Consider the following 23,710-nt stretch of genomic DNA (forward strand, 5'->3'; position numbering starts at 1 on the left):
TCCTTAAATTGCAGTAGCACGGAACATCTCCCGTTTCCCTGGTGGTCCGGCGAGTTTTTCGATACTAAAACCTGCGTCCTGCATATTTTTTTTGATGATACCCCTTGCGGCATAAGTGACCAGCGTTCCTTCTGGCTTCAGCGCCCGATGCATTTTGGCGAAGATCTCGAGTGACCACAGTTCAGGCTGCACCCTGAATCCGAAGGCATCGAAATAAATCAGATCGTAAGCCTGCACGTCATCAACCTCATGGAAAAACTGCTGTTTTTTGGTCAGTGAAAACCAATCCGAAAGGCTGATTTTTACTCCCCAGGGACCAGCGTGCATCGAGTCAAAAACCTTTAAATAACGGTCTGCCTGAAGCGCAGTAACATAATTCATCGACGACACCTCGGCTGCGGAAACCGGATAAGCCTCCACCCCGGTGTATCCGATTTGCTGGCTGTGCTTTTCAGACTCGAGGAAAGTGATGAAAGCGTTGAGTCCCGTGCCAAAACCAATCTCTAAAATAGAAACGGACTTCCCGTTGAACAAGGAAAGTCCGTTTTTTATGAATACATGGTAAGCCTCCTGGATCGCACCATGTTTAGAATGGTACGATTCCTCCCATTCCGGAAGGTGAATCGTGGTCGAGCCGTCCGAAGTCGTGATAATTTCGCGTTTCACTATTCGATATAGAGCTTTTTGATCCTGGGGATGGGTCCGCCGCACTTGACTTTGTGGCATTGTATGCAGGCGTCAATCCCTTTGTTGAAATGCATTTTGGCATTTTCCGGATCTTTGTAAATCTGCTCCTGCGCTGCTATGAAGTTCGCGGCCTGTTTTTTAAAGAAATCGTCATTTTCCTTATCGTCTGACATTACCGCCTTGTGGATCTTAAGGAAGTGGCTCGGAAATGCGCCAATCTTCTCTCCGTTTTGTATGCGGGATTTCAGGTTTTGATTGTCAAGATACATCTGTTCCATCAGCAGCGACATTTCGGACATGGTGTACATCTCGAATTTCTTCTTGCCTTTGGAATCCTTTTCCGTCGATGTACAGGATTCTTTCTTTACAGCAGCCTTTTCCTGCTTTTTGTCGCACGAAAACATCAATACTGAAACGCAGACGAGCAGCAATACCTTCTTCATTATTGCTCAATTAACACGCCGTCAGCCGTGAACGCATAAGTAACTTTCGGTTGGGTGATCTTTTCAATCTCTTCCTGCGACTTCCCTCCGTCTTTGGCATAATGCCTGAGCTCATCGACAGAGACGACATCAAGAAAGGCCTTTCCGCTGACAATGGCTTCAGAATTATCGGCATTGAGCGGCACGAAAAATCCGTAATCCTTGAACCTTACGAATGATTCTTTGGAGTTAGGCAATTCCATTGACATCCAGCAGCCTTTCTTCTTACACACATCGGTAATCTTTGAACGGAACTTTACATTGATCGTATCCCCTTTTTTCAAAGACGCATATTTTTTCATCATCTGCTCCTGGGTCAGCGCCTTGTCAGCAGAAATCTTGCTGCCGAATGTGGCATACTGTACTTTAATCTCTTTCCCTTCCTGAGGTTTCACCACGATTTTCTCGTCGGCGGGAGCGGTTTCTGTAACAGTTTCCTCTACCGGCAGGACCGCGGTGGCGATGGTATCTTTTTTGATGGTATCGGCAGGGGTTTCCATAGGGGCATCGGTCGCCGGCGTTTTCTTATCGTCTTTGCATGCTGAGAGCAATACTATTGCGCTTGCTAAAAGGGCTATTTTTTTCATATATCAAGGTGGTTTTCTGTCCGGCAAAAATAATGAGATTATTTCGGGAAATTTAAAATTATTGCCTAATTTATTCAAATTGAATACAAATGTCCAATAAATTAGGATTGGAAACGTCATAAATCCAAAATTGAAAATTATTTATTGCCCCAACTGAAAACATGTTAATTTTTTCTAATTTAGCCGAACATAAAACACTAACGCTCAGGCTATTCTAATTTAAAATCAAAAGACTGGTTTACAGCGTCTTACGACTGAATTTAATCTTAAATAACACATTGATGCATCCAGATAAACCTCACGAAATCGATATAGTAAAGACGCCTTCCTCAAAAATAAACAGTGTCGACTTTGACACGCTGAGTTTCGGCAGCACCTTTACTGACCATATGCTCGTTTGCGATTTCAGGGAAGGCAAGTGGGGCAAGCCGGTGATCAAGGCCTATGAGCCCTTTTTACTGGATCCTTCGGCAAAAGTTTTCCATTACGGACAGGCGATTTTTGAGGGCATGAAAGCCTACAAGGATGAACATGATGATGTCTGGCTGTTCCGCCCGGATCAGAACCTGGACCGTTTCAACAAGTCGGCCGTCAGGATGGCCATGCCCGAAGTGGAGGACTGGATTTTCCTCGAAGGCCTCAGACAACTTGTCGATTTGGAGCGGGACTGGGTCAAGAAAGGACTCGGTAACACGCTTTATATCAGGCCGTTCATGATAGCCGTCGGAAGTGGTGTCATCGCTGCCCCGTCTACGCAATACCGTTTTATGATTATCCTTTCGCCGGCCAAGTCTTATTATTCGGGCGAAGTTAAGGTCATCATCGCCGAACATTTCAGTCGTGCTGCTAATGGCGGTATTGGTGCTGCCAAAGCGGCCGGAAATTATTCCGCACAGTTTTACCCTACAAAACTGGCCAACGAAAAAGGCTTCCAGCAAATCATCTGGACCGATGACGCGACACACACCAAATTGGAGGAAGCCGGAACCATGAATGTATTTTTCCGCATCAACGACACCTTGTATACAGCGCCGGTGAGCGAACGTATCCTCGATGGCGTGACCCGAAAAAGCCTGATTGCATTGGCACAGCGTGAAGGGATTAACGTGGAAGAGCGGTCTGTGTACGTCGATGAAATCATTAAAGCGGCAAAGGACGGTTCACTGAAAGAAGTTTTCGGCGCCGGTACCGCAGCGGTAGTAAATCCCATCGTTGGATTTTCTTACCAGGATACCTATTATGAGTTACCGAAACTGGACAATTCCATCGCGCTGCAATTGAAGGACAAATTGACAAAAATACAATACAACCTTGCTGAGGATACCTTCGGATGGACCGTCAAGGTCTAACAGCATCTGTAATATGTAACACGATAATAGAAGCGCCGGAAATTAGTTCCGGCTTTTTTTTACAGCCAATCTATGCGATTTATTGGGGGCCGATAATGTGGGAAAAATCGGGTTTGAAATAATTTGGGCCTTTCATCACCTTCCCGTCTTCACGGTAGACCGGTTTGCCATCGGCGCCCAGCTTACTCATGTTACTGCGCTGGATCTCATCAAATACCTGTTCAATCTTATCCTGCAGGCCATGTTCGATAATGGTGCCGCAAAGGATGTACAGCATATCGCCCAACGCATCGGCGACTTCGGTAAGATCATTGTTGCGCGCCGCCTCAAGATATTCCTCATTTTCCTCTTTCATCAGGTTAAAGCGCAGCAGGTTTTTCGCTTCGCCCAGATCGGCTCTCGGCGTTTCACTGTAGCCAATTTCAAAAGCGGTGTGAAATTCCTTGACACACTGGAGTCTTTTTTGCATGTTGATTCGTATTAATTGTCTGCGCAAAATAGCAATCATCGCTGTAAAATAAAGTATTTTTGCACCAAAACTTTTCAACCATGTTGTTACAGATACAAACCACAAAATCAGAAGGTATGTTCACGCAGGGACAGCTCATTTTTGCAGCCTGTTTCTTCGTTGCTTTTGTCGTCGCCATGATCTATGCTTACAGGAAAGACATTGTAATGCACCGTCAATTCTATAAAGGGAATTATAAGATCCTGCTCGGCTTTCTGCTGTTTATCGGACTATTGTTTGTGATAAAGATTTACCTCAAGCATTAACAGAAAAATCCCCGCCGAAGCAGGGATTTTTGTTTATAAAGTAATGTGAATACAATGCGCGCTATCGGATCCAAACTAATTTTCCTCAGGCAGGTAGCCAAATTGACTGCTGTAATAAAGCATTTGCTCGGCGAATGATTTGGGCTGCGTCACCTCGATTGAAATGATTTTTCCGTCCTTCATCTTAGGGACCAATACTGGGTTGATGAAACCGCTGTACGGCGCTGACTTGAACCGCTCATTCCGCTTCAATACTTCAGCGTGCAGTTTTTGGTCTACTTTCACCCCATAATTTTCAACTAAAGCCTTCCCGGCCTTGAAATCGCCTTCTGATTTAATCCGCTGTGTTTCTTTGAGCAATTCACCGAACAACTCATGCAATTTGTCATAATTGGTGATGTTGTAATAAGTTTTGCCGTTACGCGTGAGTTTCTCTATTACATTATCTTTCTTACCTCTTTCGAAAACCCAGGCACTCACCCATTGGCGGTTCCTCATATGCGCTTCCTCGATGTCGGCGCCGGGTTCCAGGCGGATCAATTGGGTCATCAGTCCGTTGCGGATGTAATTGTCGTAAGCGGCAATTCCCACCTGTTTCCAATTGTCCACCAACCCCAGTTCCTGCAATTTCGGATTGTATAAGTAATAAAGTCCCACGAGGTCAGCCCGGCCTTCCTCGAGCGTCGAAGCGTATGCTTTCAGCGTTTCCTTCGGTGTACCCACGCCCTTATTAATCTGCCCAGAAGCGTGACCGACGACTTCATGCAGCGCGGTGTGCAGTTTGTCTGCGAGTTCGCCGTACTTGATTTCGTTATCGATTTCAGCCTGGTCATTCGCAAACTCTTTCAGCTTGTCTGTCCCGCCTGCATTGTTATAGGAGTCGACGATGTTGCCCAGCGACACCGACTTCGAGCCAAATTCGGCACGGATCCAATCCGCGTTAGGAAGGTTGACACCGATCGGCGTGCTCGGGGAAGAATCACCTGATTCGCCTGCCACGATGACTGTCTTGTAGGAAACACCGACCACATTTTTCTTCTTGTGCGCCGGCATCAATGGGGAATTGTCTTCGAACCACTGTGCGTTTTTAGAGATTTTTTCCATCTTTGCCGACATATCGAAATCCTTGATCTGCACCACGCCCTCATACGAACCGCGGTATCCGAGCGGATCATTGTAAACTTCGACAAAACCGCTGATGTAATCGATGTTGCCTTCCGTCGCCCGCAGCCAGGCAATGTTATAATCATCCCACTTTTTCAAATCGCCCGTACGATAAAAATCGATAAGCAGGCCAAGTGCGTCCGCCTGTTTTTTATTTTCGGCCACGCCTTTTGCCTTCTCAAGCCAGTAAATGATTTTGTCGATTGCGGCGCCGTACATCCCGCCACTCTTATACACTTTCTCTTCCAGCTTCCCAGCAGCATTCCGGACGAGCTTCGAGTTCAGGCCGTAGGACAGCGGACGGTCTTTGTCGGCCGGAACCATTTTCCTGTAAAATTCGGCCACTTCGGCTTCCGTAATCCCTTTATCATATAAATTGACCGCTGAGCCGGCAATCAGTCCTTTGGCTTCATCGAGGTTTATTTTTTTGGCATCTTTATCGTTAAAAAGTACGTCAACGATTTCCGGTGCCAAAGTCGTCCCGGTGTCAGCCATCAGCTGCTCCAGGTATGCCTTATCAAAATCCGGCCTGATTTTATCCATCGAATAGTGGTGGTGAATACCGTTCGAAAACCACACCCTTTTAAGGTAAATTTCGAAATTTTTCCAGTTATCGGAATTCTTGTCGCCTTTGTAATTCCGGTAAATATTCTCGAGCGCTTTACGGATCTTAAGATTGTCCTTGTAGTTTTGATCCCAATAAATGTCGCGTCCGGCCAATCCGGCCTGAGTCAGGTAATACACCAGTTCCTGCTCTTTCAGCGTGAGGTTCTCCCACCCCGGAATGCGGTACCGCAACACCTTGATGTCGGCGAACTGTTCTGCTACATACTCAAATTTACCATCGTCCTGCTTTGCGCCGGAAGATTCCGTTTTGTCTTTCTGGCAGGAAACGGCGACTGAAGCCGTAACGCAGGATATTACAAATGCCTTTAATTTCATTATCAAATTGTTTTTTTAGTTGATTCTTAAGAATTTTTGCAAACAAATATAACGATTTCAAGTGAGCACAAAAGGACGCCCCGATTTTAACACGATGCGGTTTAGCCTTTCGCGGCCACTTTTTGATCCGGCATCGGATGGTTGGGCGATGTGTCTTAAAATCTTACTTCCAACGCCTTGCCATAATTTACTTTTTAGCTAACTTTACCTCACCATAATCCCAGATCATGAGAATCCTAAAGTATATTTTCCTGCTGATCCTGCTTGCAGTCATCGCAGTTACGGTGTTTGTCGCTACGCAGAAAAGCGAATTCGAAGTCACACGGTCGGTCGTCATCAATGTGCCCAGGGGCATCGTGTATAATTACGTAAACGATTACAGGAATTGGGAAGACTGGGGATCATGGAAAGAGGGTGACGCGTCGATGAAATTCAGCTATGCTGAAAACACTGTCGGAACGGGCGCCTCTTACTCCTGGGACGGCAGCAGCGATGGCAAAATGACGACAGTGTTTGCAAAACAGAACGACAGCATCGCACAGAAAGCCATCGTTTCAGACCACCAATACAATGCTTACATCACGTTCAAAGACACGGCGGGCGGAACCAAGGTAACCTGGAAAGCCAAAGGTTCCGTCGATTTTATGACCAAAGTGAATGCGACTTTTTCCGGCGGTGCCGATAAGCTCATGGGCGACCTGTTTGAGCAGAGCCTCTACAACCTCAATAAGACCATTACCAGGGAAATCAATACGTTTGATGTCAAGGTCGACGGCATCGTGAAACAGCCGGGCGGTTTTTACGTCAAGAAACGCATCGTCTGCCTTAAAAGCGAAATGCTGGGCCAGCTGCACCAACAACTGCCGAAGATCATACAATTCTTCAAAAAGACCAACATGCAGATGAACGGAAAGCCTTTTGTGATTTTCGACAATGCGGATAGTGACACGGTCCGGTTTTCGGTTTGCGGCCCGTTGAAAGAAGAGATCTTTGTGTCGAAGGAAAGCGACATCACAGTGCAGTTCCTCGATCCGTTCAGCGCATTAAAAACGACGCTCACCGGGGATTATTCCCACCGGGAGGCTGCACGGAGCAAGGGATTAAGCCACTTCAATGAAAATAAGATGGAGCGCGGATCCAGCCGGGAAATTGAGATTTATGAAATCAGCGCACTGGACAACCGCCATCCATCTAAATGGAAAACAGCCTTCCTGATTCCTGTAAAAGGTGTTGCGGCACCGCCTGCCCAAACCGTAATAACCCCACCGACAATACCGGTGGAGTAAGTTTCGGCCAATAATAAATCTTTCCCTCGTTCGATGCGAAACTATTTCAGCAAATGCCTGATTACCGTTTCGGCGGCGTGCAAACCAAAAAGTCCTGGCATATAGCTATTGGTCCCATAGAAAGATTTCTTGTAGTTTTTCCCATCGGTTTTCCGAAGGCTTCCCTGCTGCTGTATTTCGGATGAATAGACCACTTTTATGCCTTTATCAATCTTGACCTGACGCAGTCTTTTCTTGATCGTTTTGGCCAGGAAGCAATTCTCGGTTTTGCTGATGTCGGCTACCCTGACTTTTGATGCAAGCATCTTCCCTCCTGCCCCCATACTGCTGATGACCTTGATTTTTTTACGTTTGGCGGCAATCAGGAGATTCAGCTTTGGGGTCACGCTGTCGATGCAGTCAAGTACGTAATCGAACTCATCGGACACCATCTCGAACGCACGTTCCGGCGAAAGAAATTCCGTAAGGCGCGTGAGCTGCAGGTCCGGATTGATGTCCATCAGGCGGTCGCCGACGACCTCAGTCTTGAGTTTTCCCACTGTCGAATGCAGCGCAGGCAATTGCCTGTTGATGTTCGTGATATCCACCACATCACCATCGACAATCGTCATCTTTCCCACGCCGGCGCGCGCGATGAACTCGGCCGCAAACGAGCCTACGCCGCCCAACCCGACCACGAGCACATTTGCGTTTTTTAGTTTTTCAAGCCCTTCTTTTGTAAACAACAATTCGGCACGTTCTGTCCACTCAGCCATAATTTCTATTTTAAATTTTTGATTTTAAGGAAACAGTTCCGGAAATACCCTCGCAAAATTACCGCGGACGATTTCCTGAAGCCCTGCAATCCCGATTCCCTTTGCTTTTGCAGCCACTTCGTAGACCTTTTCTATCGCTTCGTCCACTGTATCGGTTTCGAGAAAAAACCGGTCATCGGGGATGGATGCAAAAACGGTCGCGAGTTCCGGATTCCTGAGTAAGTATTTTCCAAATGATATGTAAAATCCGTGTTGCAGCAGGCTGTCAGCCACCTGACCGCTCTTTGAGAATCCATGTATAATAGAAGGCACGGAAATTCCAAGCCTTTTTTTTATGCCGATGACTTCCTGGTAGGCCGCAACGCAGTGAATAATGACGGGTTTCCTGTACTTCTCGGCCAACAGCCATTGTGACTCAAACACCTCGATTTGCCGTTCCAACGGCGTGTCAATGCGTTTGTCGAGTCCGCACTCCCCAATCGCCACGCAATTCGGATCGGACAGCCTGGCTTCCATCAGGTCGAGCTGCGCATCAATATCTGCGCCTTCAATCCGCCAGGGATGGATCCCGATCGAATAATGCGGGATGCCGTCTTCAAATGCCTCCGGATATTGATTGACAATTTCCAGGACATTCGAATCCGTAAGGCGGTGCGTATGCAGGTTAGCGTATCTTCCCATGCCGGCAAAAATAACCAAAACCGATTACAAATGCGTTGGGTACTTCCTGAAAATCGTGACCGAATTTGTACCTTTACGCCCATACAAAACCGACATGCTGCGCAAAGGCCTCACCCGTTATATCAACAATTTTAAGGGATTTTCCCGCGAAGTGTGGATATTGACGATTATTACTTTCATCAACCGTGCGGGCACGATGGTACTGCCATTCCTTTCGAAATACCTTAAGGAAAACCTGCATTTCAGTTATGCCCAGGTGGGATGGATTATGGTAGCCTTTGGCCTGGGGTCGATGCTGGGGTCGTTTCTTGGCGGAAAATTGTCCGACAGGATCGGTTTTTACAGGATCATGGTCTTCAGTCTTTTTACCAGCGGCATCTTGTTTTTCGCCCTGCAGTACATCACAACTTTTTGGGGGCTGTGTTTCGGGATGTTCACCATCATGACGATCGCTGACATGTTCCGTCCGGCGATGTTTGTTTCGCTGGGCACTTACGCCAAACCTGAAAATCGCGCCAGGGCATTTACCCTGGTACGGCTCGCGATCAACCTGGGATTTGCGGCGGGTCCGGCACTCGGGGGACTGATCATCATGACTATTGGCTATCAGGGCTTATTCTGGGTTGACGGCGCCACCTGCATTCTCGCGATAACGGTTTTCGCAATGATGGTAAAAGAACGGAAAAAATCGGATTTTACCGACGCGGAGCAACCGGCAGCCGTGTTTACCGATTCTGTTTTCAGGGACAGGATTTTTTGGGTGTTCCTTTTTATCAGTTTTTCTACGGCAATGATTTTCTTCCAGATATTCTCTACATTACCCCTCTACCATCATGAGAAATATGGATTGACCGAATTGCAGACCGGGCTATTAATGACCCTCAACGGCTCGCTGATTTTCCTCCTTGAGATGCCCATTGTCAGTTATTTCGAACGCACCGGGGTGCATAAGGTGAAACTGATCCTTTCGGGTTCAGTAATGATGGCGGTCAGTTTCTATGCCTTGCTTCCGGACAATTGGGCCGGCCTGCTGCTTGTGAATATCGTTCTGATCACCTTTGGGGAAATGTTCATTTTCCCTTTTTCCAATTCGTTTGCTTTAAGTCGGGCGCCGAAAGGACACGAAGGCCGCTATATGGCTTTGTTCACGATGAGCTTCAGCCTTGCGCACATCGGCAGTTCTAAGATCGGGATGGAAGTCATTGACCGCGCCGGTTATCAGGCAAATTGGCTTTTTATGGGCATCCTGGGCACATCGGCTGTACTTTGTTGCATCTACCTCCAAAAATTGCTGATCCGCGAACAGGAGCGGTCTAATTAGTTTTTGCTTTCCCGAAATCCCACACAAACATTGCCCTTAAGATCTTTTTAGAGCACGTTTGAAAATAAATAACTAACTTTTTAGTTTTGTAACTAAATAATTAGTTATATTTGATTTCAAATAACACCATCATGCAGAAACTGACTACCAAAGAAGAAGAAATCATGCAGGCACTCTGGAAACTTGAAAAGGGATTCATAAAGGAGATTATGGCGGAAATTCCGGGAGAGCAGCATTACAATACGCTTTCTACCTTTGTCCGGATCCTTGAGGATAAAGGATTCGTCGCCCACAACAACTTCGGAAAAACATACCAGTACTTCCCATTGGTATCGAAGGAGGAATATAAAAAGAAATCGATGAACGTTACCATCGAAAATTATTTCAACAGCTCTTACAAGAATATGGTGTCGTTTTTTGCCAAAGAAAAAAAAATCACGGCCGAAGAACTGCGTGAAATTCTTGAAATGGTGGAAAAAGAAAATAAAAACGATTGACCATGGACGCTGCAATAAATTACCTTATCAAATCCGGAAGCCTGCTGTTATTGTTCTCAGCGGTGTACCACCTGCTGCTCAGAAAGGAAACATTTTTCCGATCAAACCGATTTTTCCTTATAAGCGGAATGCTGATCTCGATAGTGCTGCCGTTAATCACTTTTACCAAGATAATCTGGACAGCGCCGCAGTCGGTTCCGGCCAGAACGGCAACAGAAGCCGTTGCTGTTATCGTGCCGCAGCTTATCCAAAAAGAACAGCCGGTCATCGACTGGTGGGTTGTAGTCAGTCTTTTTTATCTTGCAGGGACATTGTTTTTCATAGGACAATTTATCCTGGATTATTATTTGGTCCGAAAAGTATTATCCGGCAGGCCGATTCGCCGTGAAGGTAAATTCCGCATCATTGAAACCACCGAAGACCTCTCCCCTTTTTCGTACTTTAATTATATCGTATACAATCCGTTACAGTATTCTGAAACTGAACTGGAGAACATACTCGAGCATGAAAAAACGCATTGTCGCGAATACCATTCCGCAGATGTGCTTTTTACACGATTGTGCTGTATTGCCTTCTGGTTCAATCCGATCATCTGGCTTTATAAATCACAAATAACCCAAAACCTTGAATTTATCGCAGATGCGGAGGCTAATCGCCGTATTTCGGACCGAAAAAATTATCAAATCACACTTTTGAAAGTCACCGCCAGGGAAAACTGCCTGGCATTTACCAACCCTTTTTACCAATCATTAATCAAAAAACGAATCGTTATGCTAAACAAAAAACAATCCCGAAAAGTCAATCTGTGGAAGTATTCCTTTGTACTTCCCGTGCTGGTAATGTTCATGCTGCAATTTCAGGTACAGGTAGTCGCGCAGCAAAAAGACCCTGTTTTCCCCGAACGCATTCAGGTACAGGGACCATTTAATTCTTTTACGACAGAAAAGGAACTGATGCAATTATCCGACATGCTCCTGAAACAATACCAGGCCGGTTTGCAGATAATCGCATTAAACACCGACGCCAAAAACCAGCTTACCGCCCTCGAACTCAGGCTTACCGATAAATTCGGTAAAATTATTGGCTACAAAGACTTGTCAGGCAAACCCATCGCGGCATTCGGACTTACGATAAAAGATTTCGGGCAGGGCCGTTATGATTTTTCATTCGGAAAGTTAGGCACTGTAGAACACCCAAAAGCCACTTCCGGCCAATCCGGCCAGGCTGCCCAACAAACCGATGCCCAAAATGCACAAGCTGCAGGTAGTGTCGCTCAGATCCAGCCGGTGGCTGCGAGTCAGAGTACATCGGATAACAATCAGGTCTTGCACATTATCAATGGTAAAGAGTATTTCACAGACGATCTTGAAGGTTACGTCATTACCACGGATGAATACATATTGCAACTAATGCCCGAAGACGCCATCAGGGAATATGGTGAGAAAGGCAGGAACGGCGCGCTGATATTTAAAGGAAAGTCGACCATGGTAAAAAAACAAGCCGTTGCTGCGGATTCCAATCCGGTAAAGATCATTACGCTCGATAATGGCGACCAGGCGATATTTATGGACCGCACCAAAATGAAAATACCGGATCATCCCATAGTGATTTTTGACAACTCCACACCCGAATTAATCATAAATGATGTGATCTATCACAATCCGAAAGAGACCATATCAGGGATGGATCTCGACCGGATCAAGTCGATACGTCTTGTCGAAACGATAAATCCGGATACAAAACAGAAGACCTACAGTAAAGTGCTGATGGAGCTGAAGTAACTAAAAAACGCCGGAAAGTATCCGGCGTTTCTTATTTCTTTTTAGCGGGCTTGGGACTGGCCGTATTGATGAATTTCTGCTGCCCGGCATCATAAGTCATCCTGTTTTCCTGTGTCTTGTTTTTCAACACAATATCGCCTTCCGGTGTAATCGTCAGTTCAAAGCCTTCCCTGCGCATCTTCTGCTGGGTTTCGGAAACGGTCTGATTCTTATCCAGATAAACGATTTCTGATACCTTGGTCGTAATCTGGTTGTTGGCCAGGATTTGCTTTTTAGCTGCTGCGTCCCAGATTTCGGTAAAAGTCGTCAGCGCTTCCTCATTTTTTAACTTGGTTTCCGAAATATTTCTCTGGGTCCAACTGATGGCATACAGCTTCGCCCCTTTGGCCGTAAAAGGCGTAATCTTAAAGTCTGCAGGCAACGTCTTCGCCGGATCAAATGGCCTGCTGAACAGTGTATCCTTCACTTTCCCGTCCGTTATGGAAACCATAAACTTATTCCCCGCCATATCCGCGGAAAGGTTGTCGGTCTTCGCTAAAGTGGTGATTTTGGCAACGGTTTTCTTTGCCGGGGCTTTTTTCTTCTGTGCGTTTGCAGAAACGGTAAACAGCGTGAACACCAGCAGAAGGGCAATCTTTTTCATAATGTACAATTTAAGGTTCCCGAATTTACAAAAAAAGATTTTCGGAAGCCGGATTATCGTATTTGTTTAACATCCATAAAAAAAAGCGCGGGAAACAAATCCCGCGCCCTATCTTAAAGCATTACAGTCTTAAAATCCTGCCGCTTATTTTACTTCTTCATAATCAACATCCTGCACATTGTCCGCTGCTTCCGCCTGTGGCTCAGCATTAGGTTGCGCCTGACCCTGCTCGCCCTGTGCATACATCTGCTCAGTAGCCGTTTTCCAGGCAGCATTGATGTTGTCCAATGCGGTTTGAACTGCAGTTAGGTCCTGAGAAGCATGAGCTGCCTTTAATTCAGTCAATGCATTCTCAATCGCAGTTTTGCTGTCAGCCGGTAGTTTATCACCCAGCTCTTTCAACTGGCTTTCTGTCTGGAAGATCATACCGTCAGCTTCATTGAGCTTCTCGATTCTTTCTTTCGCCACACGGTCAGCATCAGCATTCGCTTCGGCGTCTTTCTTCATCCTTTCGATTTCTTCCTGTGTCAAACCTGAAGAAGCCTCGATACGGATGTCGTGGGATTTACCAGTTCCTTTATCAGTCGCCGAAACCTTGATGATACCATTGGCATCGATATCGAAAGTTACCTCAATCTGTGGAACACCCCTTGGTGCAGGCGGAATACCGTCTAAGTGGAAACGGCCAATGGTCTTATTATCGGCAGCCATCGCACGCTCTCCCTGCAACACGTGGATCTCAACACTTGGCTGTGAATCCGCAGCGGTAGAGAACACCTGTGATTTTTTGGTCGGGATGGTCGTATTCGATTCAATCAGTTTCGTCAATACACCCCCCATAGTTTCAATACCTAATGACAACGGCGTAACGTCCAAAAGCAATACGTCTTTCACATCACCTGACAATACACCACCCTGGATTGCAGCACCGATTGCTACCACCTCATCAGGGTTCACACCTTTGGAAGCTTTCTTTCCGAAGAATTTCTCCACTTCTTCCTGAATCCTTGGGATACGTGTAGAACCTCCTACAAGGATCACTTCATCAATATCTGATTTTGATAAACCGGCATCTTTCAGCGCTTTTTCAACCGGCGTCATTGAACGTTTTACCAATGAATCGGCCAATTGCTCGAATTTCGCACGGGACAATTTCTTAACAAGGTGCTTTGGTCCTGAAGCCGTAGCGGTTACGTATGGCAAATTGATTTCCGTTTCTGCAGAAGATGACAACTCGATTTTCGCTTTCTCAGCCGCTTCTTTCAAACGTTGCAGCGACATCGGATCCTGACGAAGGTCAATACCCTCTTCAGACTTGAATTCGTCAGCCAGCCAGTCAATCACCACCTGGTCGAAATCGTCACCTCCAAGGTGCGTGTCACCATTTGTAGACAATACTTCGAAAACACCGTCACCCAATTCCAGGATCGAGATATCAAAAGTACCACCACCCAAATCGTATACCGCAATCTTCTGGTCCTGTCCTTTTTTGTCCAAACCATAAGCCAAAGCCGCAGCGGTAGGCTCGTTGATGATACGCATTACTTTCAGTCCTGCAATCTCACCGGCTTCTTTGGTAGCCTGACGCTGCGCATCATTAAAGTAAGCAGGAACGGTAATTACCGCTTCTGAAACGGTTTGTCCTAAATAATCCTCAGCAGTCTTCTTCATTTTCTGCAATGTCATCGCAGACAATTCCTGTGCGGTATACAAACGGCCATCGATATCCACGCGTGGCGTATTGTTATCGCCTTTCTTCACCGCATAAGGAACCCTTTTGGCTTCGTCTTCAGTCTCTGAGAACGTATGTCCCATAAAACGCTTGATCGAAGCGATCGTTTTGGTTGGGTTGGTCACCGCCTGTCTTTTGGCAGGATCACCCACTTTAATTTCACCGCCTTCCACGAATCCGATGATCGACGGTGTTGTTCTTTTTCCTTCTGAATTAGGGATTACAACCGCTTCGTTACCTTCCATAACAGCTACGCAAGAGTTTGTCGTTCCTAAGTCAATTCCGATTATTTTACCCATTTTTTATTGTTTTAAATTTTATTTGTGAGTTTTTGATTTTTGAATCTGACGCGTATATGGCAAGTTTTATGCCATCATAAAAATGTGCGGAAAGTTGTCAGGTAGTCCTGCTGAAATATGACAAGATGACATTTTGCTTTTGAAGAATAATTACAGGCGCGCGGTATGCCTATAATGTTCAGGAGCTTGTTCCCGCTATCCGCTGTATCTTTTTTATTTGATCACAATCGGCGTTTGCCTGAAGCGGTTTGCAAATAAAAAAGGATGCCGCTGCTATCGGGGCTAGGCGTCCCGCCGGGTCAAGGGCATCTTTTTCCGAAACAGGATTTTCGAGTTAAACACGACGACTGAGAGCAAAATCAGCCCGTAAGCCACCGCTTCCAGGTGCGTCACTTTTTCATGATACCAAAATACTGCAAGCAGGAAATTGATCATCGGATTGATATACATTAAAATACCAACCGCCGAAGAATCCATCCCCTTAAGGGCGAACAGGTTCAGGAACAACGGGATAATCGTAAAAAACACTGCGATGACGCCAATGAGAACGTAGAAAGTCCAGGCTGTCGGCACCGCGCCGCCATAGGTCGGGAACAAAGGCAGCAGCAACACTGCCGTAATCATGATCTGGACACTCAGTACGACAAGACGGTCGAACCGGCTGTACCGGCGTTGGATAATCAGGTACAAGGCGAATGTGAGCGCGATGACAAGGCTGAACATCAGGTCACGCAGGCTGCCGTAAGACAGCAATACACAGCTGACAACACTCAACGCAATGGCCGACCATTGCAGTTTGTTGAGTTTTTCCCGCAGGATAAAAAAGGCAAGGATCGTGGTGAGGATCGGGCAAATCAGATACGCAAACGAAGCCGATTTCATGCTTACGTGATTCATGGCATAAATAAAAATGAACCAGTTCGCCGTGAGTAGGATCCCACCGGCTGCCGTCATCAGCAGCAATGCCTTCTGCTCCGGACCGGACATCGCCTTTAAAACCTGCAAATCATTTTTTAAAACGCTCCGGCGAAATATCAGGTTGATGCCCAGCAACAGCGCCACAGCAAAAAAAATGCGGTAAAACAGTATGTCCATCGACGGGTAATCATGCAGGGGCTTAAGCACAAGACTGAAAAAACCCCACATTATAAAGGCGGTTAACGCCGCAGCGTAGTATTTGTTGAAACGCATCGAATACTAAATATTAGGCAGACCTGTGCCTGCGGTGCAAAACTACCAATTATTAACGATGATGCGAGCAAAACGTCCACATTTTAAAGTGACACAGCTGCGAAATAAGTACCCGAAATCAATTTTGCCAATTATCCAATTTGAAACGCGATTTTTGACGTTTTCATTTATATTTGCGTAAACTCAATTGCAATGGAAGAATGTATTTCGGTTTTTGATATGCTTAAGATAGGCGTCGGGCCTTCGAGTTCGCACACGCTCGGGCCGTGGCGCGCTGCGGAAAGATTCCTTGCAGAACTCAGCACCGAAGGGCTTCTCCATAAAACCGAACGTGTTAAGGTTGATTTATACGGTTCGCTGTCACTTACAGGCAAAGGACACGCCACAGATCTCGCCGTAATGCTCGGGCTCAGCGGGCAGGACCCTGAATATATTCCCGTAGAGAACATTTCAGGAATTATCAAATCCATAGAAGACAATCATGAGATTAACCTGGGTAATGAGCTCAAAATTCCTTTCTGGTTTCTTCAGGACATCGTATTCAACAAAAATTTCCTGCCTTTTCATGCCAATGGATTGATGTTTACAGCCTACATAACCGATGGCAGCGAATATGCCTCGACCTTTTATTCCATCGGGGGCGGGTTTGTGGTCAAGGAAGACCGTCCGAACGCCAAAAAAAAGATGGAAATCAAATGTGCGTTCCCCTACCCCATTCAGACCGCCGCTGAATTGCTTGCGTACACCCAGCAACAAAACCGCAGCATTTCTGAAATCGTCTACGATAACGAAAAATCAATGCGCACCGAAAATGACATACACAAAGAACTCATGCGCATCTGGCATACGATGCTCGAATGTATGTACATTGGCTGCCACTCGGAAGGGATCTTACCGGGCGGACTCAATGTACGCCGACGCGCCTTTGACATGCACCAGGGATTAATCGGACTCGCCAATTACAGCAATCCGCAGGAATGGCTTGAAACCATTCGCAACACCGAAGTGAAGTTCCGCCAGATCCTCAAATGGGTTAGCTGTTTTGCGTTGGCCGTCAACGAGGTGAATGCCGCTTTGGGACGTGTGGTTACCGCGCCAACCAACGGAAGCGCAGGCGTAATCCCGGCGGTATTGATGTACTATTTGGTCATCGAAAACCACGATGCAGGCGAAAAGGAAATCAAGCAATTCCTGATGGTGGCAGGAGAAATCGGGAGCATATTCAAGAAAGGCTCGACGATCTCAGCAGCGATGGGCGGTTGTCAGGCAGAAATTGGCGTATCATCGGCGATGGCAGCAGCAGCATTATGCGAAGTCATGGGCGGGACACCGGACCAGGTATTGATGGCCGCAGAGATTGCCATGGAACACCACCTCGGACTGACTTGTGACCCGATAGGCGGATTGGTTCAGATTCCGTGCATCGAGCGCAATACGATGGGTGCCATAAAAGCCATAAATGCCGCGGAACTCGCTATGGAAACGGATGCAAAGAATGCCAAGGTGCCATTGGACAAAGTAATCAACACGATGTGGCAAACCGCAAAAGACATGAACTCCAAGTACAAGGAAACCTCGGAGGGTGGACTGGCGATTGCGGTAAATATGGCCGATTGCTGATTGGCCCGACTAAGATCGCATTGATTTACCCCGCAACGCGCGAAAAACCTTTGCGGCAACAAACTTCCCGCTTTCCAAAGCCGCTTCGACAGTGGCGCTTTCAAATGTAGGATCGAACGCCTCCCCGGCAAACCAGACCGTGTTCCCAAAACCCTTGTTGATTGTCTTCACTGCTTTTTTGCTGTCCGGTTTCGGCCAGGAATAACCTCCCCTGAAGAAAGTATCTTCTGTGTAACGGAATACGGCAGCGGTACGGAAATACCGCCTTGCTTCCGGAAAAATTTTTGATAATTCATCCATGCATAATGCAATGATCTTGTTGTCGTCAAATCCTTTGTACACCGCCACGTCATCATTCCCAAGCCAGCCCGTGAGCACAGGTGTATGCCGGTCGGCCTGCGTCCAGAAAGTAAGCCCGTTTTCTGCAAAAAGAAAAGCGAGATCCGGAATTTGCTGCTCCCAAAATGGCCGGTCAAATTCGAGCGCCAGCTTGATTACCTGCCCGAAACCAATTTTATCAAAGCAGGCGGGCAATTCGGGAATCTCAGGTTCAAAAGCGATTTCACCCTGCTTCAGTATACCCAACGAGGCCGTCAGGATAACCGCATCGGCCTGATAGGATTGTGTTTCAGTAACCACGCTTGCCGAACCTGATTTCCATCTGACCGTCGTGGCCTTTTGCCCGAAGGCTACCGTACAGTCGCCCCGAGTCGCCTCGTCGTACAGGAATTCCAGCAACGGGCCGTATCCCGTGATTGGACGGTACTGCGTTTCTTCCGAAAGCCATTCCGCTTTGAGCGACAGCAGGCTGACCTCTGAAGGATCTGCAAGATCCAGCCCTTGTGCCATTTCACGTACTTCCCGATGCAGCAATCTGTATTTGGCACCGCGGAAATGTGCTTCAAGAAAAGCGTCCAGTGTACAATCGGTTTGAAGTTGCGCCAGCTTTTCGTAAAATGATTCCCAAGCCTTGCTCTTCCCGAAATTACGGGTGATGCTCGTGCCATCGAAGCGGTGCATCGTCATGGACGCCTCGGCATATGGCAGTTTCGCGCGTTTGAGCTGCTTAAGCGTAAGCGGCAAATTTCCGTGGATGAACTCGGCTCCCGCTTCAACCGTATTGACAAAGCCGTCGGGCACAAAAGTATGGATGCGCCCGCCAATACGGTTACCCGCTTCCAGTATCGTAACTGAAGCCCCTTTCTTTGCCAGGATGTTGGCGGCCATAATTCCGGCGGCACCGGCACCGACGATAATCACTTTCATGCTTTTTTTAGATGAAGATACTAAATCGTCAAATGATATTGGGCATGTACTGCATCGGAAAATTTCTTTTCAGATAAAAAAAGCGGTATGCTACGAAAAGCCGCTGCCGAAATCGGTTGGGGTAAGCGGTCCAAAAAAATCACTACTTTTACAGACCAAATAAAAACCTATGTCTGTAGCCAAAAAAGATTACAAGAAAATCACCACGAAATCGCTCGTGGAAATGAAAGCCAATGGCGAAAAGATCTCGATGCTTACCGCTTACGACTTTACCATGGCGAAAATAGTGGACACTGCCGGAGTTGATGTGATCCTTGTCGGGGATTCGGCCTCTAACGTGATGGCCGGACATGAAACCACCCTCCCGATCACGCTCGACCAGATGATATATCATGCGTCGTCGGTAATCCGTGCCGTAGACCGGGCATTGGTTGTGGTCGATCTGCCTTTCGGAAGTTACCAATCGGACCCAAAAGAAGCGCTGCGCTCCTCGATCAGGATCATGAAAGAAAGCGGCGGACACGCCGTAAAACTTGAAGGGGGCCGTGAAATTAAGGAATCCATTAAAAAAATACTGAATGCAGGAATCCCGGTTATGGGCCATCTCGGCCTTACGCCGCAGTCTATATACAAATTCGGTACCTATTCGGTCCGCGCGAAAGAAGACGCTGAAGCGGAAAAACTGGTCGAAGACGCGATTTTACTTGAAAAACTGGGTTGTTTCGCCATTGTGCTCGAGAAAATACCGGCACACCTTGCAGAGAAAGTTGCCAGGAGCATTTCGATTCCCGTGATCGGGATTGGCGCGGGCGGCGGCGTAGACGGACAGGTTTTGGTTATCCACGACATGCTGGGAATGAATAATGAATTCAGTCCGCGCTTCCTGCGTCGCTACCTGAATTTGTACGAGCAGATGACGGGAGCCATTTCTAAATATGTAAGCGATGTGAAAGGAAAGGATTTTCCGAATGATAAGGAACAGTATTAGATTGTCGGATGATCAGGTCACCGTATGGAAATGCCCGTGTTTCACAAACGATTTGATCTGTTAGTAACGCATCACGCACGATGAAAGACTGTATAATCAGACGTTTATTCAAATCTGAGAATCATTGAAAACCATTTCAACCAAAGAAAACCTTCAAGTCCTGCACGAAGACAATCACCTCATTGTCGTCAATAAGCGTGTGGGAGACATCGTCCAGGGAGACAAAACCGGCGACAAGCCGTTGAGCGACGTCGTGAAGGAATACATCAAGGACAAATACAATAAACCCGGCGAAGTTTTCCTGGGCGTGGTGCACCGGCTGGACCGACCCACAACCGGGATTGTGGTTTTTGCGCGTACGTCAAAGGCGCTGGCCCGACTCAACGAATTGTTTAAGAACCGTGAAACGCAAAAGACCTACTGGGCCGTTGTTAAGAACAAGCCTGCCAAAAATGCGGATAAACTTGTTCACTTCCTGAGCAGGAATGAAAAAAACAACACCTCAAAGGCTTACCTCAAAGAAATCCCTGAGAGTAAGATTGCGATTCTTGAGTACAACACCATTAAGGAATTGCAGACGTATACGGCACTTGAAATCGCATTGCATACGGGGCGCCACCATCAGATACGCGCCCAGCTTTCAGCCATCGGGTCGCCTATAAAAGGAGACCTGAAATATGGCGCAGACCGTTCCAATCCTGATGGCGGCATCCACCTGCATGCCAGACGGCTCGAATTCATACATCCGGTTTCAAAAGAGCAGATGACCATTACGGCGCCTACTCCGGATGATCCGGTATGGAATGCAATCTGAATTGATTCTAAAATGTATGCAAACTGATGCACACACACCGAGTTTTATTATATTTGAGCAAATATAAACATCTACCTCATGAGAAAAATTACGCTGTTATTGTGCGCCTTTTTGGCACTGCCTGCCGTTGCGCAGGAACATTTTGCGGGCCTGGCCACCTCCAAACGGGTGGGAATCCTGAACGGAAATATGAATCCGTCCGAGTTTGCGAACCTTGGAAACCGGTTTGAAGTTCAGATTTTTGGGCTTAGCGTAAGCGCCTCGAGCAACAAAGTGGGTTTTAGCGACCTTGTCGGTGGCGAAGACCTCGAGACATTGATTTTCGCAGGAAAAGAGCCGGTTGATTTCACTACAAATGCTGAGATTGCCCTGCCCGGATTCGCTTTCAAGGCCTGGGGATGGGGATTCGGAATTGCAGCAAGCGGACATATCACGGCCAACGTAATCGACGTGAATTCTGATTTCGGGCGTGCCGTTACTGACAACAGCCTCGACGCAACGACAGCCGCTGCGATCATCAATAATACCGGTAACCAGCGTGTTAACGCCACGGTATGGGGTGAAGTAGGATTTTCTGCAGCGCGTAAAATTTACGAAAATGAAAAACACCGTTTTGGCGGAGGGGTTACTTTGAAACTGTTGTTCCCCGGATCGTATGCCAACATGGGGGCCGGTAATTTCTCAGGTGACATCAGCTACGCGACCGGAAATCCTGTATTAACAAATGGTCAGGCGAGAATAAACCTGGCATATTCAGGAAATTTCGCAGACAGTTTTACCGATTCAAGCGACTACACCAGCTCTTTATTCGGACAGTTGAAAGGTATGGCTACTGACATCGGGTTTGATTACCAATGGAAATCCGGTTCTTCCTATAAACTCAAGGTGGGCGCCTCGATCAGGAATATTGGCAGCATGACTTTTAAGTCCGATGACAACAAATCAACCAACTACGAATTGGATATGGCTCCGGGAGAATCCCTCGACCTGGCAGAATTCGACAATGCGGAAAGTTTGTCTGATGTCGAAGCTGTTTTGCTGAGCCACCCGGAAATTTTCACCGAAACATCCGAAACAACTGACTTCAAGGTCAAACTTCCGACCGTCTTCAACTTTTATGCTGATTACAACATCGTGCCTAAATTAAACCTGACCTTGTTCCTGCAGCAAAAAATGAATAAGGATGACAAAAACAACCAGGTGGCTTCTCAGAATATTTTTGCGCTTACACCACGTGTGAACCTTGGGTTTTTCGAAGCGTTCCTGCCTGTGTCATTCAATGAGATCTCAGATACGCAGGCCGGAATCGGTTTCAGGCTTTCCGGATTTTACCTGGGGTCAAACTCCATCCTGACCGCATTGGGCGATGGAAAACAGGCTGATGCCTATTTCGGATACCGTTTCGGTTTCCTATAACAGACGCTGACCGGATGAATTTCAGCCACGACATCCGTTTCAGGAAAGAAACACTCCAAAAGCTCCTCCACAATATCCGGGTTCACGAATCCGATATTGTGGAGGCTTTGTATAAGGACTTCCGAAAGCCGGCATTCGAGAGCATGCTGACGGAAACTTCAATCGTAATATCCGATCTGAAACATACGATAAAACATCTTGAATCGTGGGCCCGGCCGAAGAAGGTCCGTTCCTCCTGGCTCAATTTCCCGTCCCGGGACTGCATTTACAGCGAGCCTTACGGCAAGGTGTTGGTCATCGCACCATGGAATTACCCATTCCAACTTTCCTTCCTCCCGCTGATTGCGGCCGTGGCCGCCGGCAATTCCGTTGTACTGAAACCTTCCGAGCTTACGCCGGCAACTTCTGCCCTGGTATCAAAAATTATCCGCGAAACCTTTGATGTCAAACACGTGGTGGCCGTTTTGGGCGATGCCACGATAGCCGCTGACCTGCTTCGGAAAAAATGGGATTACATCTTCTTTACGGGGAGTACTGCCGTGGGCAAATTGGTAGCTAAGGCCGCGGCCGAACACCTCACGCCGGTCACATTGGAGCTCGGCGGCAAAAACCCGTGCATCATCGATAAATCAGCCCAACTCGAACTTGCCGCAAGACGCATTGTCTGGGGAAAATTTATGAATGCCGGACAAACCTGCATCGCGCCGGATTACCTTTTGGTGCACAGCCAGGTCAGGGACAAATTCATTGTACTGCTCAAGACAGAGATTGAACGCGCATATGGCGACGATCCGCGCGCTTCCGCAGATTTTGCCCGGATCATCAACAGCGACCACTGGAAAAGGCTGACCGCGATGATCGAACCTTACAAGGTGCTTCACGGGGGGCTTTCGGTTGAAGAAGAAAGGTACATTTCCCCTACCCTTGTTGAAGAACACAATGTCGAGAGCGCCCTGATGCAAGGCGAGATCTTTGGTCCGGTGCTTCCTGTCCTTGCGTTCGAAAATGAAACGCAAATCCGACAGATCCTGTCAGGATATGGCAAGCCATTAGCCCTTTATGTATTTACAGAGAACCGTGAATTTGAGCAACGTGTCCTACGCGAGTACTCGTTTGGCGGTGGCTGTGTCAATGACACCGTTGTACATTTTTCAAACCGAAGACTGCCCTTCGGCGGCGTGGGCCAATCCGGTATGGGCATGTATCACGGAAAATTCGGATTTGATACTTTCAGTCATAAAAAAGCGGTGCTTAAGAAAGCAAACTGGCTTGACATTGCGCTGCGCTATGCGCCTTACGGCAAAAAAGGAAAACTGCTGCGCCGCATCCTCGGATGGTTCTGATCTGACAGCAATAAACTTCGCGTTTCATCAACATAAATCAATGCCCATTTCGTATGGCGTTGGTTTTTTTGTATTTTTACGGTAGCCGCTAC

General features: G+C 47.1%; 22 protein-coding genes. 11 read left to right on the forward strand and 11 right to left on the reverse strand.

Annotated features, from left to right (window positions below; all coding sequences use genetic code 11):
• Window positions 1-3 precede the first annotated feature (3 nt).
• Genes mnmC2 through HYN48_RS11805 form a run of 3 tightly spaced genes read right to left on the reverse strand, consistent with a single transcriptional unit; the run spans window position 4 to window position 1,756 of the window.
• Window positions 4-666, reverse strand: coding sequence for a tRNA (5-methylaminomethyl-2-thiouridine)(34)-methyltransferase MnmC2 (mnmC2, locus tag HYN48_RS11795; RefSeq protein ID WP_108371963.1), 663 nt, complete (start codon window positions 664-666; stop codon window positions 4-6).
• Complete coding sequence (locus HYN48_RS11800; protein ID WP_108371965.1) at window positions 666-1,130, reverse strand: hypothetical protein; 465 nt, start codon at window positions 1,128-1,130, stop codon at window positions 666-668. Before HYN48_RS11800 ends, mnmC2 begins: the two co-directional genes overlap by 1 nt.
• A complete protein-coding gene (locus HYN48_RS11805; protein ID WP_245945953.1) occupies window positions 1,130-1,756 on the reverse strand; it encodes a DUF4920 domain-containing protein in 627 nt (208 codons plus the stop codon). Before HYN48_RS11805 ends, HYN48_RS11800 begins: the two co-directional genes overlap by 1 nt.
• Window positions 1,757-2,037: 281 nt before the next feature.
• On the opposite strand from HYN48_RS11805, the gene HYN48_RS11810 reads away from it, so the two are divergent.
• Window positions 2,038-3,105 (forward strand): branched-chain amino acid aminotransferase, encoded by a 1,068-nt coding sequence (locus tag HYN48_RS11810; RefSeq protein ID WP_108371968.1) that lies wholly within the window; start codon window positions 2,038-2,040, stop codon window positions 3,103-3,105.
• 79 nt (window positions 3,106-3,184) lie between these two features.
• Here HYN48_RS11810 and HYN48_RS11815 read toward each other — a convergent pair whose 3' ends face one another.
• Entirely contained in the window at window positions 3,185-3,574 is a 390-nt protein-coding gene (locus HYN48_RS11815) for a pyrophosphohydrolase domain-containing protein (RefSeq protein ID WP_108373610.1), read from the reverse strand.
• An 80-nt stretch (window positions 3,575-3,654) separates the two neighbouring features.
• Here HYN48_RS11815 and HYN48_RS11820 point away from each other — a divergent pair, with 80 nt between their 5' ends.
• On the forward strand, window positions 3,655-3,879 hold the full coding sequence (locus HYN48_RS11820) for a hypothetical protein (protein ID WP_425433094.1): 225 nt from the start codon (window positions 3,655-3,657) through the stop codon (window positions 3,877-3,879).
• 75 nt (window positions 3,880-3,954) lie between these two features.
• Here HYN48_RS11820 and HYN48_RS11825 read toward each other — a convergent pair whose 3' ends face one another.
• Window positions 3,955-5,985 carry a dipeptidyl-peptidase 3 family protein gene (locus HYN48_RS11825; RefSeq protein WP_108371970.1) on the reverse strand — a complete coding sequence of 677 codons (2,031 nt, stop codon included), beginning with the start codon at window positions 5,983-5,985 and terminating at the stop codon, window positions 3,955-3,957.
• A 227-nt stretch (window positions 5,986-6,212) separates the two neighbouring features.
• Between HYN48_RS11825 and HYN48_RS11830 the strand changes: the two genes are divergently transcribed.
• Window positions 6,213-7,271 carry an SRPBCC family protein gene (locus HYN48_RS11830; protein ID WP_108371972.1) on the forward strand — a complete coding sequence of 353 codons (1,059 nt, stop codon included), beginning with the start codon at window positions 6,213-6,215 and terminating at the stop codon, window positions 7,269-7,271.
• Window positions 7,272-7,312: 41 nt separating this feature from the next.
• Here HYN48_RS11830 and HYN48_RS11835 read toward each other — a convergent pair whose 3' ends face one another.
• Window positions 7,313-8,026 carry a tRNA threonylcarbamoyladenosine dehydratase gene (locus tag HYN48_RS11835; RefSeq protein WP_108371974.1) on the reverse strand — a complete coding sequence of 238 codons (714 nt, stop codon included), beginning with the start codon at window positions 8,024-8,026 and terminating at the stop codon, window positions 7,313-7,315.
• A gap of 24 nt (window positions 8,027-8,050) precedes the next feature.
• On the reverse strand, window positions 8,051-8,707 hold the full coding sequence (locus HYN48_RS11840; RefSeq protein ID WP_108371976.1) for a TatD family hydrolase: 657 nt from the start codon (window positions 8,705-8,707) through the stop codon (window positions 8,051-8,053).
• 94 nt (window positions 8,708-8,801) lie between these two features.
• On the opposite strand from HYN48_RS11840, the gene HYN48_RS11845 reads away from it, so the two are divergent.
• The 3 genes from HYN48_RS11845 to HYN48_RS11855 all read left to right on the forward strand — a co-directional run bounded on the left by HYN48_RS11845 (window position 8,802) and on the right by HYN48_RS11855 (window position 12,306).
• Window positions 8,802-10,028 carry an MDR family MFS transporter gene (locus HYN48_RS11845; protein ID WP_108373615.1) on the forward strand — a complete coding sequence of 409 codons (1,227 nt, stop codon included), beginning with the start codon at window positions 8,802-8,804 and terminating at the stop codon, window positions 10,026-10,028.
• Between the two features lie 131 nt (window positions 10,029-10,159).
• On the forward strand, window positions 10,160-10,525 hold the full coding sequence (locus tag HYN48_RS11850; protein WP_108373617.1) for a BlaI/MecI/CopY family transcriptional regulator: 366 nt from the start codon (window positions 10,160-10,162) through the stop codon (window positions 10,523-10,525).
• Window positions 10,526-10,527: 2 nt separating this feature from the next.
• On the forward strand, window positions 10,528-12,306 hold the full coding sequence (locus HYN48_RS11855; RefSeq protein ID WP_108371978.1) for a M56 family metallopeptidase: 1,779 nt from the start codon (window positions 10,528-10,530) through the stop codon (window positions 12,304-12,306).
• Window positions 12,307-12,337: 31 nt separating this feature from the next.
• Here HYN48_RS11855 and HYN48_RS11860 read toward each other — a convergent pair whose 3' ends face one another.
• From HYN48_RS11860 to HYN48_RS11870, 3 genes are all read right to left on the reverse strand, one after another.
• Window positions 12,338-12,949, reverse strand: a complete 612-nt coding sequence (locus tag HYN48_RS11860; protein WP_108371980.1) for a hypothetical protein — start codon at window positions 12,947-12,949, stop codon at window positions 12,338-12,340.
• A 144-nt stretch (window positions 12,950-13,093) separates the two neighbouring features.
• Window positions 13,094-14,980, reverse strand: a complete 1,887-nt coding sequence (gene dnaK / locus HYN48_RS11865) for a molecular chaperone DnaK (RefSeq protein WP_108371982.1) — start codon at window positions 14,978-14,980, stop codon at window positions 13,094-13,096.
• Window positions 14,981-15,262: 282 nt separating this feature from the next.
• On the reverse strand, window positions 15,263-16,171 hold the full coding sequence (locus HYN48_RS11870; protein ID WP_108371984.1) for an EamA family transporter: 909 nt from the start codon (window positions 16,169-16,171) through the stop codon (window positions 15,263-15,265).
• A gap of 192 nt (window positions 16,172-16,363) precedes the next feature.
• Between HYN48_RS11870 and HYN48_RS11875 the strand changes: the two genes are divergently transcribed.
• On the forward strand, window positions 16,364-17,791 hold the full coding sequence (locus tag HYN48_RS11875; protein ID WP_108371986.1) for an L-serine ammonia-lyase: 1,428 nt from the start codon (window positions 16,364-16,366) through the stop codon (window positions 17,789-17,791).
• A 9-nt stretch (window positions 17,792-17,800) separates the two neighbouring features.
• Here HYN48_RS11875 and HYN48_RS11880 read toward each other — a convergent pair whose 3' ends face one another.
• Window positions 17,801-19,057, reverse strand: a complete 1,257-nt coding sequence (locus HYN48_RS11880) for a flavin monoamine oxidase family protein (RefSeq protein WP_108371988.1) — start codon at window positions 19,055-19,057, stop codon at window positions 17,801-17,803.
• Between the two features lie 169 nt (window positions 19,058-19,226).
• Between HYN48_RS11880 and panB the strand changes: the two genes are divergently transcribed.
• The 4 genes from panB to HYN48_RS11900 all read left to right on the forward strand — a co-directional run bounded on the left by panB (window position 19,227) and on the right by HYN48_RS11900 (window position 23,618).
• Window positions 19,227-20,045, forward strand: a complete 819-nt coding sequence (gene panB / locus HYN48_RS11885; protein ID WP_108371990.1) for a 3-methyl-2-oxobutanoate hydroxymethyltransferase — start codon at window positions 19,227-19,229, stop codon at window positions 20,043-20,045.
• A gap of 124 nt (window positions 20,046-20,169) precedes the next feature.
• Window positions 20,170-20,859 (forward strand): RluA family pseudouridine synthase, encoded by a 690-nt coding sequence (locus HYN48_RS11890; RefSeq protein ID WP_108371992.1) that lies wholly within the window; start codon window positions 20,170-20,172, stop codon window positions 20,857-20,859.
• Window positions 20,860-20,937: 78 nt separating this feature from the next.
• Window positions 20,938-22,275, forward strand: a complete 1,338-nt coding sequence (locus tag HYN48_RS11895; RefSeq protein WP_108371994.1) for a DUF5723 family protein — start codon at window positions 20,938-20,940, stop codon at window positions 22,273-22,275.
• A gap of 14 nt (window positions 22,276-22,289) precedes the next feature.
• Entirely contained in the window at window positions 22,290-23,618 is a 1,329-nt protein-coding gene (locus HYN48_RS11900; protein WP_108371996.1) for an aldehyde dehydrogenase, read from the forward strand.
• The last annotated feature ends 92 nt before the right edge of the window (window positions 23,619-23,710 follow it).

The organism is Flavobacterium magnum, assembly GCF_003055625.1.
Lineage (GTDB): Bacteria > Bacteroidota > Bacteroidia > Flavobacteriales > Flavobacteriaceae > Flavobacterium > Flavobacterium magnum.

What these genes read in the sequence shown, in the direction of transcription:
- HYN48_RS11800 (WP_108371965.1), bottom strand. Translation starts at nt 1,130, where the DNA reads ATGAAGAAGGTATTGCTGCTCGTCTGCGTTTCAGTATTGATGTTTTCG.
- HYN48_RS11805 (WP_245945953.1), bottom strand. Translation starts at nt 1,756, where the DNA reads ATGAAAAAAATAGCCCTTTTAGCAAGCGCAATAGTATTGCTCTCAGCA.
- HYN48_RS11810 (WP_108371968.1), top strand. Translation starts at nt 2,038, where the DNA reads ATGCATCCAGATAAACCTCACGAAATCGATATAGTAAAGACGCCTTCC.
- HYN48_RS11815 (WP_108373610.1), bottom strand. Translation starts at nt 3,574, where the DNA reads ATGCAAAAAAGACTCCAGTGTGTCAAGGAATTTCACACCGCTTTTGAA.
- HYN48_RS11820 (WP_425433094.1), top strand. Translation starts at nt 3,655, where the DNA reads ATGTTGTTACAGATACAAACCACAAAATCAGAAGGTATGTTCACGCAG.
- HYN48_RS11825 (WP_108371970.1), bottom strand. Translation starts at nt 5,985, where the DNA reads ATGAAATTAAAGGCATTTGTAATATCCTGCGTTACGGCTTCAGTCGCC.
- HYN48_RS11830 (WP_108371972.1), top strand. Translation starts at nt 6,213, where the DNA reads ATGAGAATCCTAAAGTATATTTTCCTGCTGATCCTGCTTGCAGTCATC.
- HYN48_RS11835 (WP_108371974.1), bottom strand. Translation starts at nt 8,026, where the DNA reads ATGGCTGAGTGGACAGAACGTGCCGAATTGTTGTTTACAAAAGAAGGG.
- HYN48_RS11840 (WP_108371976.1), bottom strand. Translation starts at nt 8,707, where the DNA reads ATGGGAAGATACGCTAACCTGCATACGCACCGCCTTACGGATTCGAAT.
- HYN48_RS11845 (WP_108373615.1), top strand. Translation starts at nt 8,802, where the DNA reads ATGCTGCGCAAAGGCCTCACCCGTTATATCAACAATTTTAAGGGATTT.
- HYN48_RS11850 (WP_108373617.1), top strand. Translation starts at nt 10,160, where the DNA reads ATGCAGAAACTGACTACCAAAGAAGAAGAAATCATGCAGGCACTCTGG.
- HYN48_RS11855 (WP_108371978.1), top strand. Translation starts at nt 10,528, where the DNA reads ATGGACGCTGCAATAAATTACCTTATCAAATCCGGAAGCCTGCTGTTA.
- HYN48_RS11860 (WP_108371980.1), bottom strand. Translation starts at nt 12,949, where the DNA reads ATGAAAAAGATTGCCCTTCTGCTGGTGTTCACGCTGTTTACCGTTTCT.
- dnaK (WP_108371982.1), bottom strand. Translation starts at nt 14,980, where the DNA reads ATGGGTAAAATAATCGGAATTGACTTAGGAACGACAAACTCTTGCGTA.
- HYN48_RS11870 (WP_108371984.1), bottom strand. Translation starts at nt 16,171, where the DNA reads ATGCGTTTCAACAAATACTACGCTGCGGCGTTAACCGCCTTTATAATG.
- HYN48_RS11875 (WP_108371986.1), top strand. Translation starts at nt 16,364, where the DNA reads ATGGAAGAATGTATTTCGGTTTTTGATATGCTTAAGATAGGCGTCGGG.
- HYN48_RS11880 (WP_108371988.1), bottom strand. Translation starts at nt 19,057, where the DNA reads ATGAAAGTGATTATCGTCGGTGCCGGTGCCGCCGGAATTATGGCCGCC.
- panB (WP_108371990.1), top strand. Translation starts at nt 19,227, where the DNA reads ATGTCTGTAGCCAAAAAAGATTACAAGAAAATCACCACGAAATCGCTC.
- HYN48_RS11895 (WP_108371994.1), top strand. Translation starts at nt 20,938, where the DNA reads ATGAGAAAAATTACGCTGTTATTGTGCGCCTTTTTGGCACTGCCTGCC.
- HYN48_RS11900 (WP_108371996.1), top strand. Translation starts at nt 22,290, where the DNA reads ATGAATTTCAGCCACGACATCCGTTTCAGGAAAGAAACACTCCAAAAG.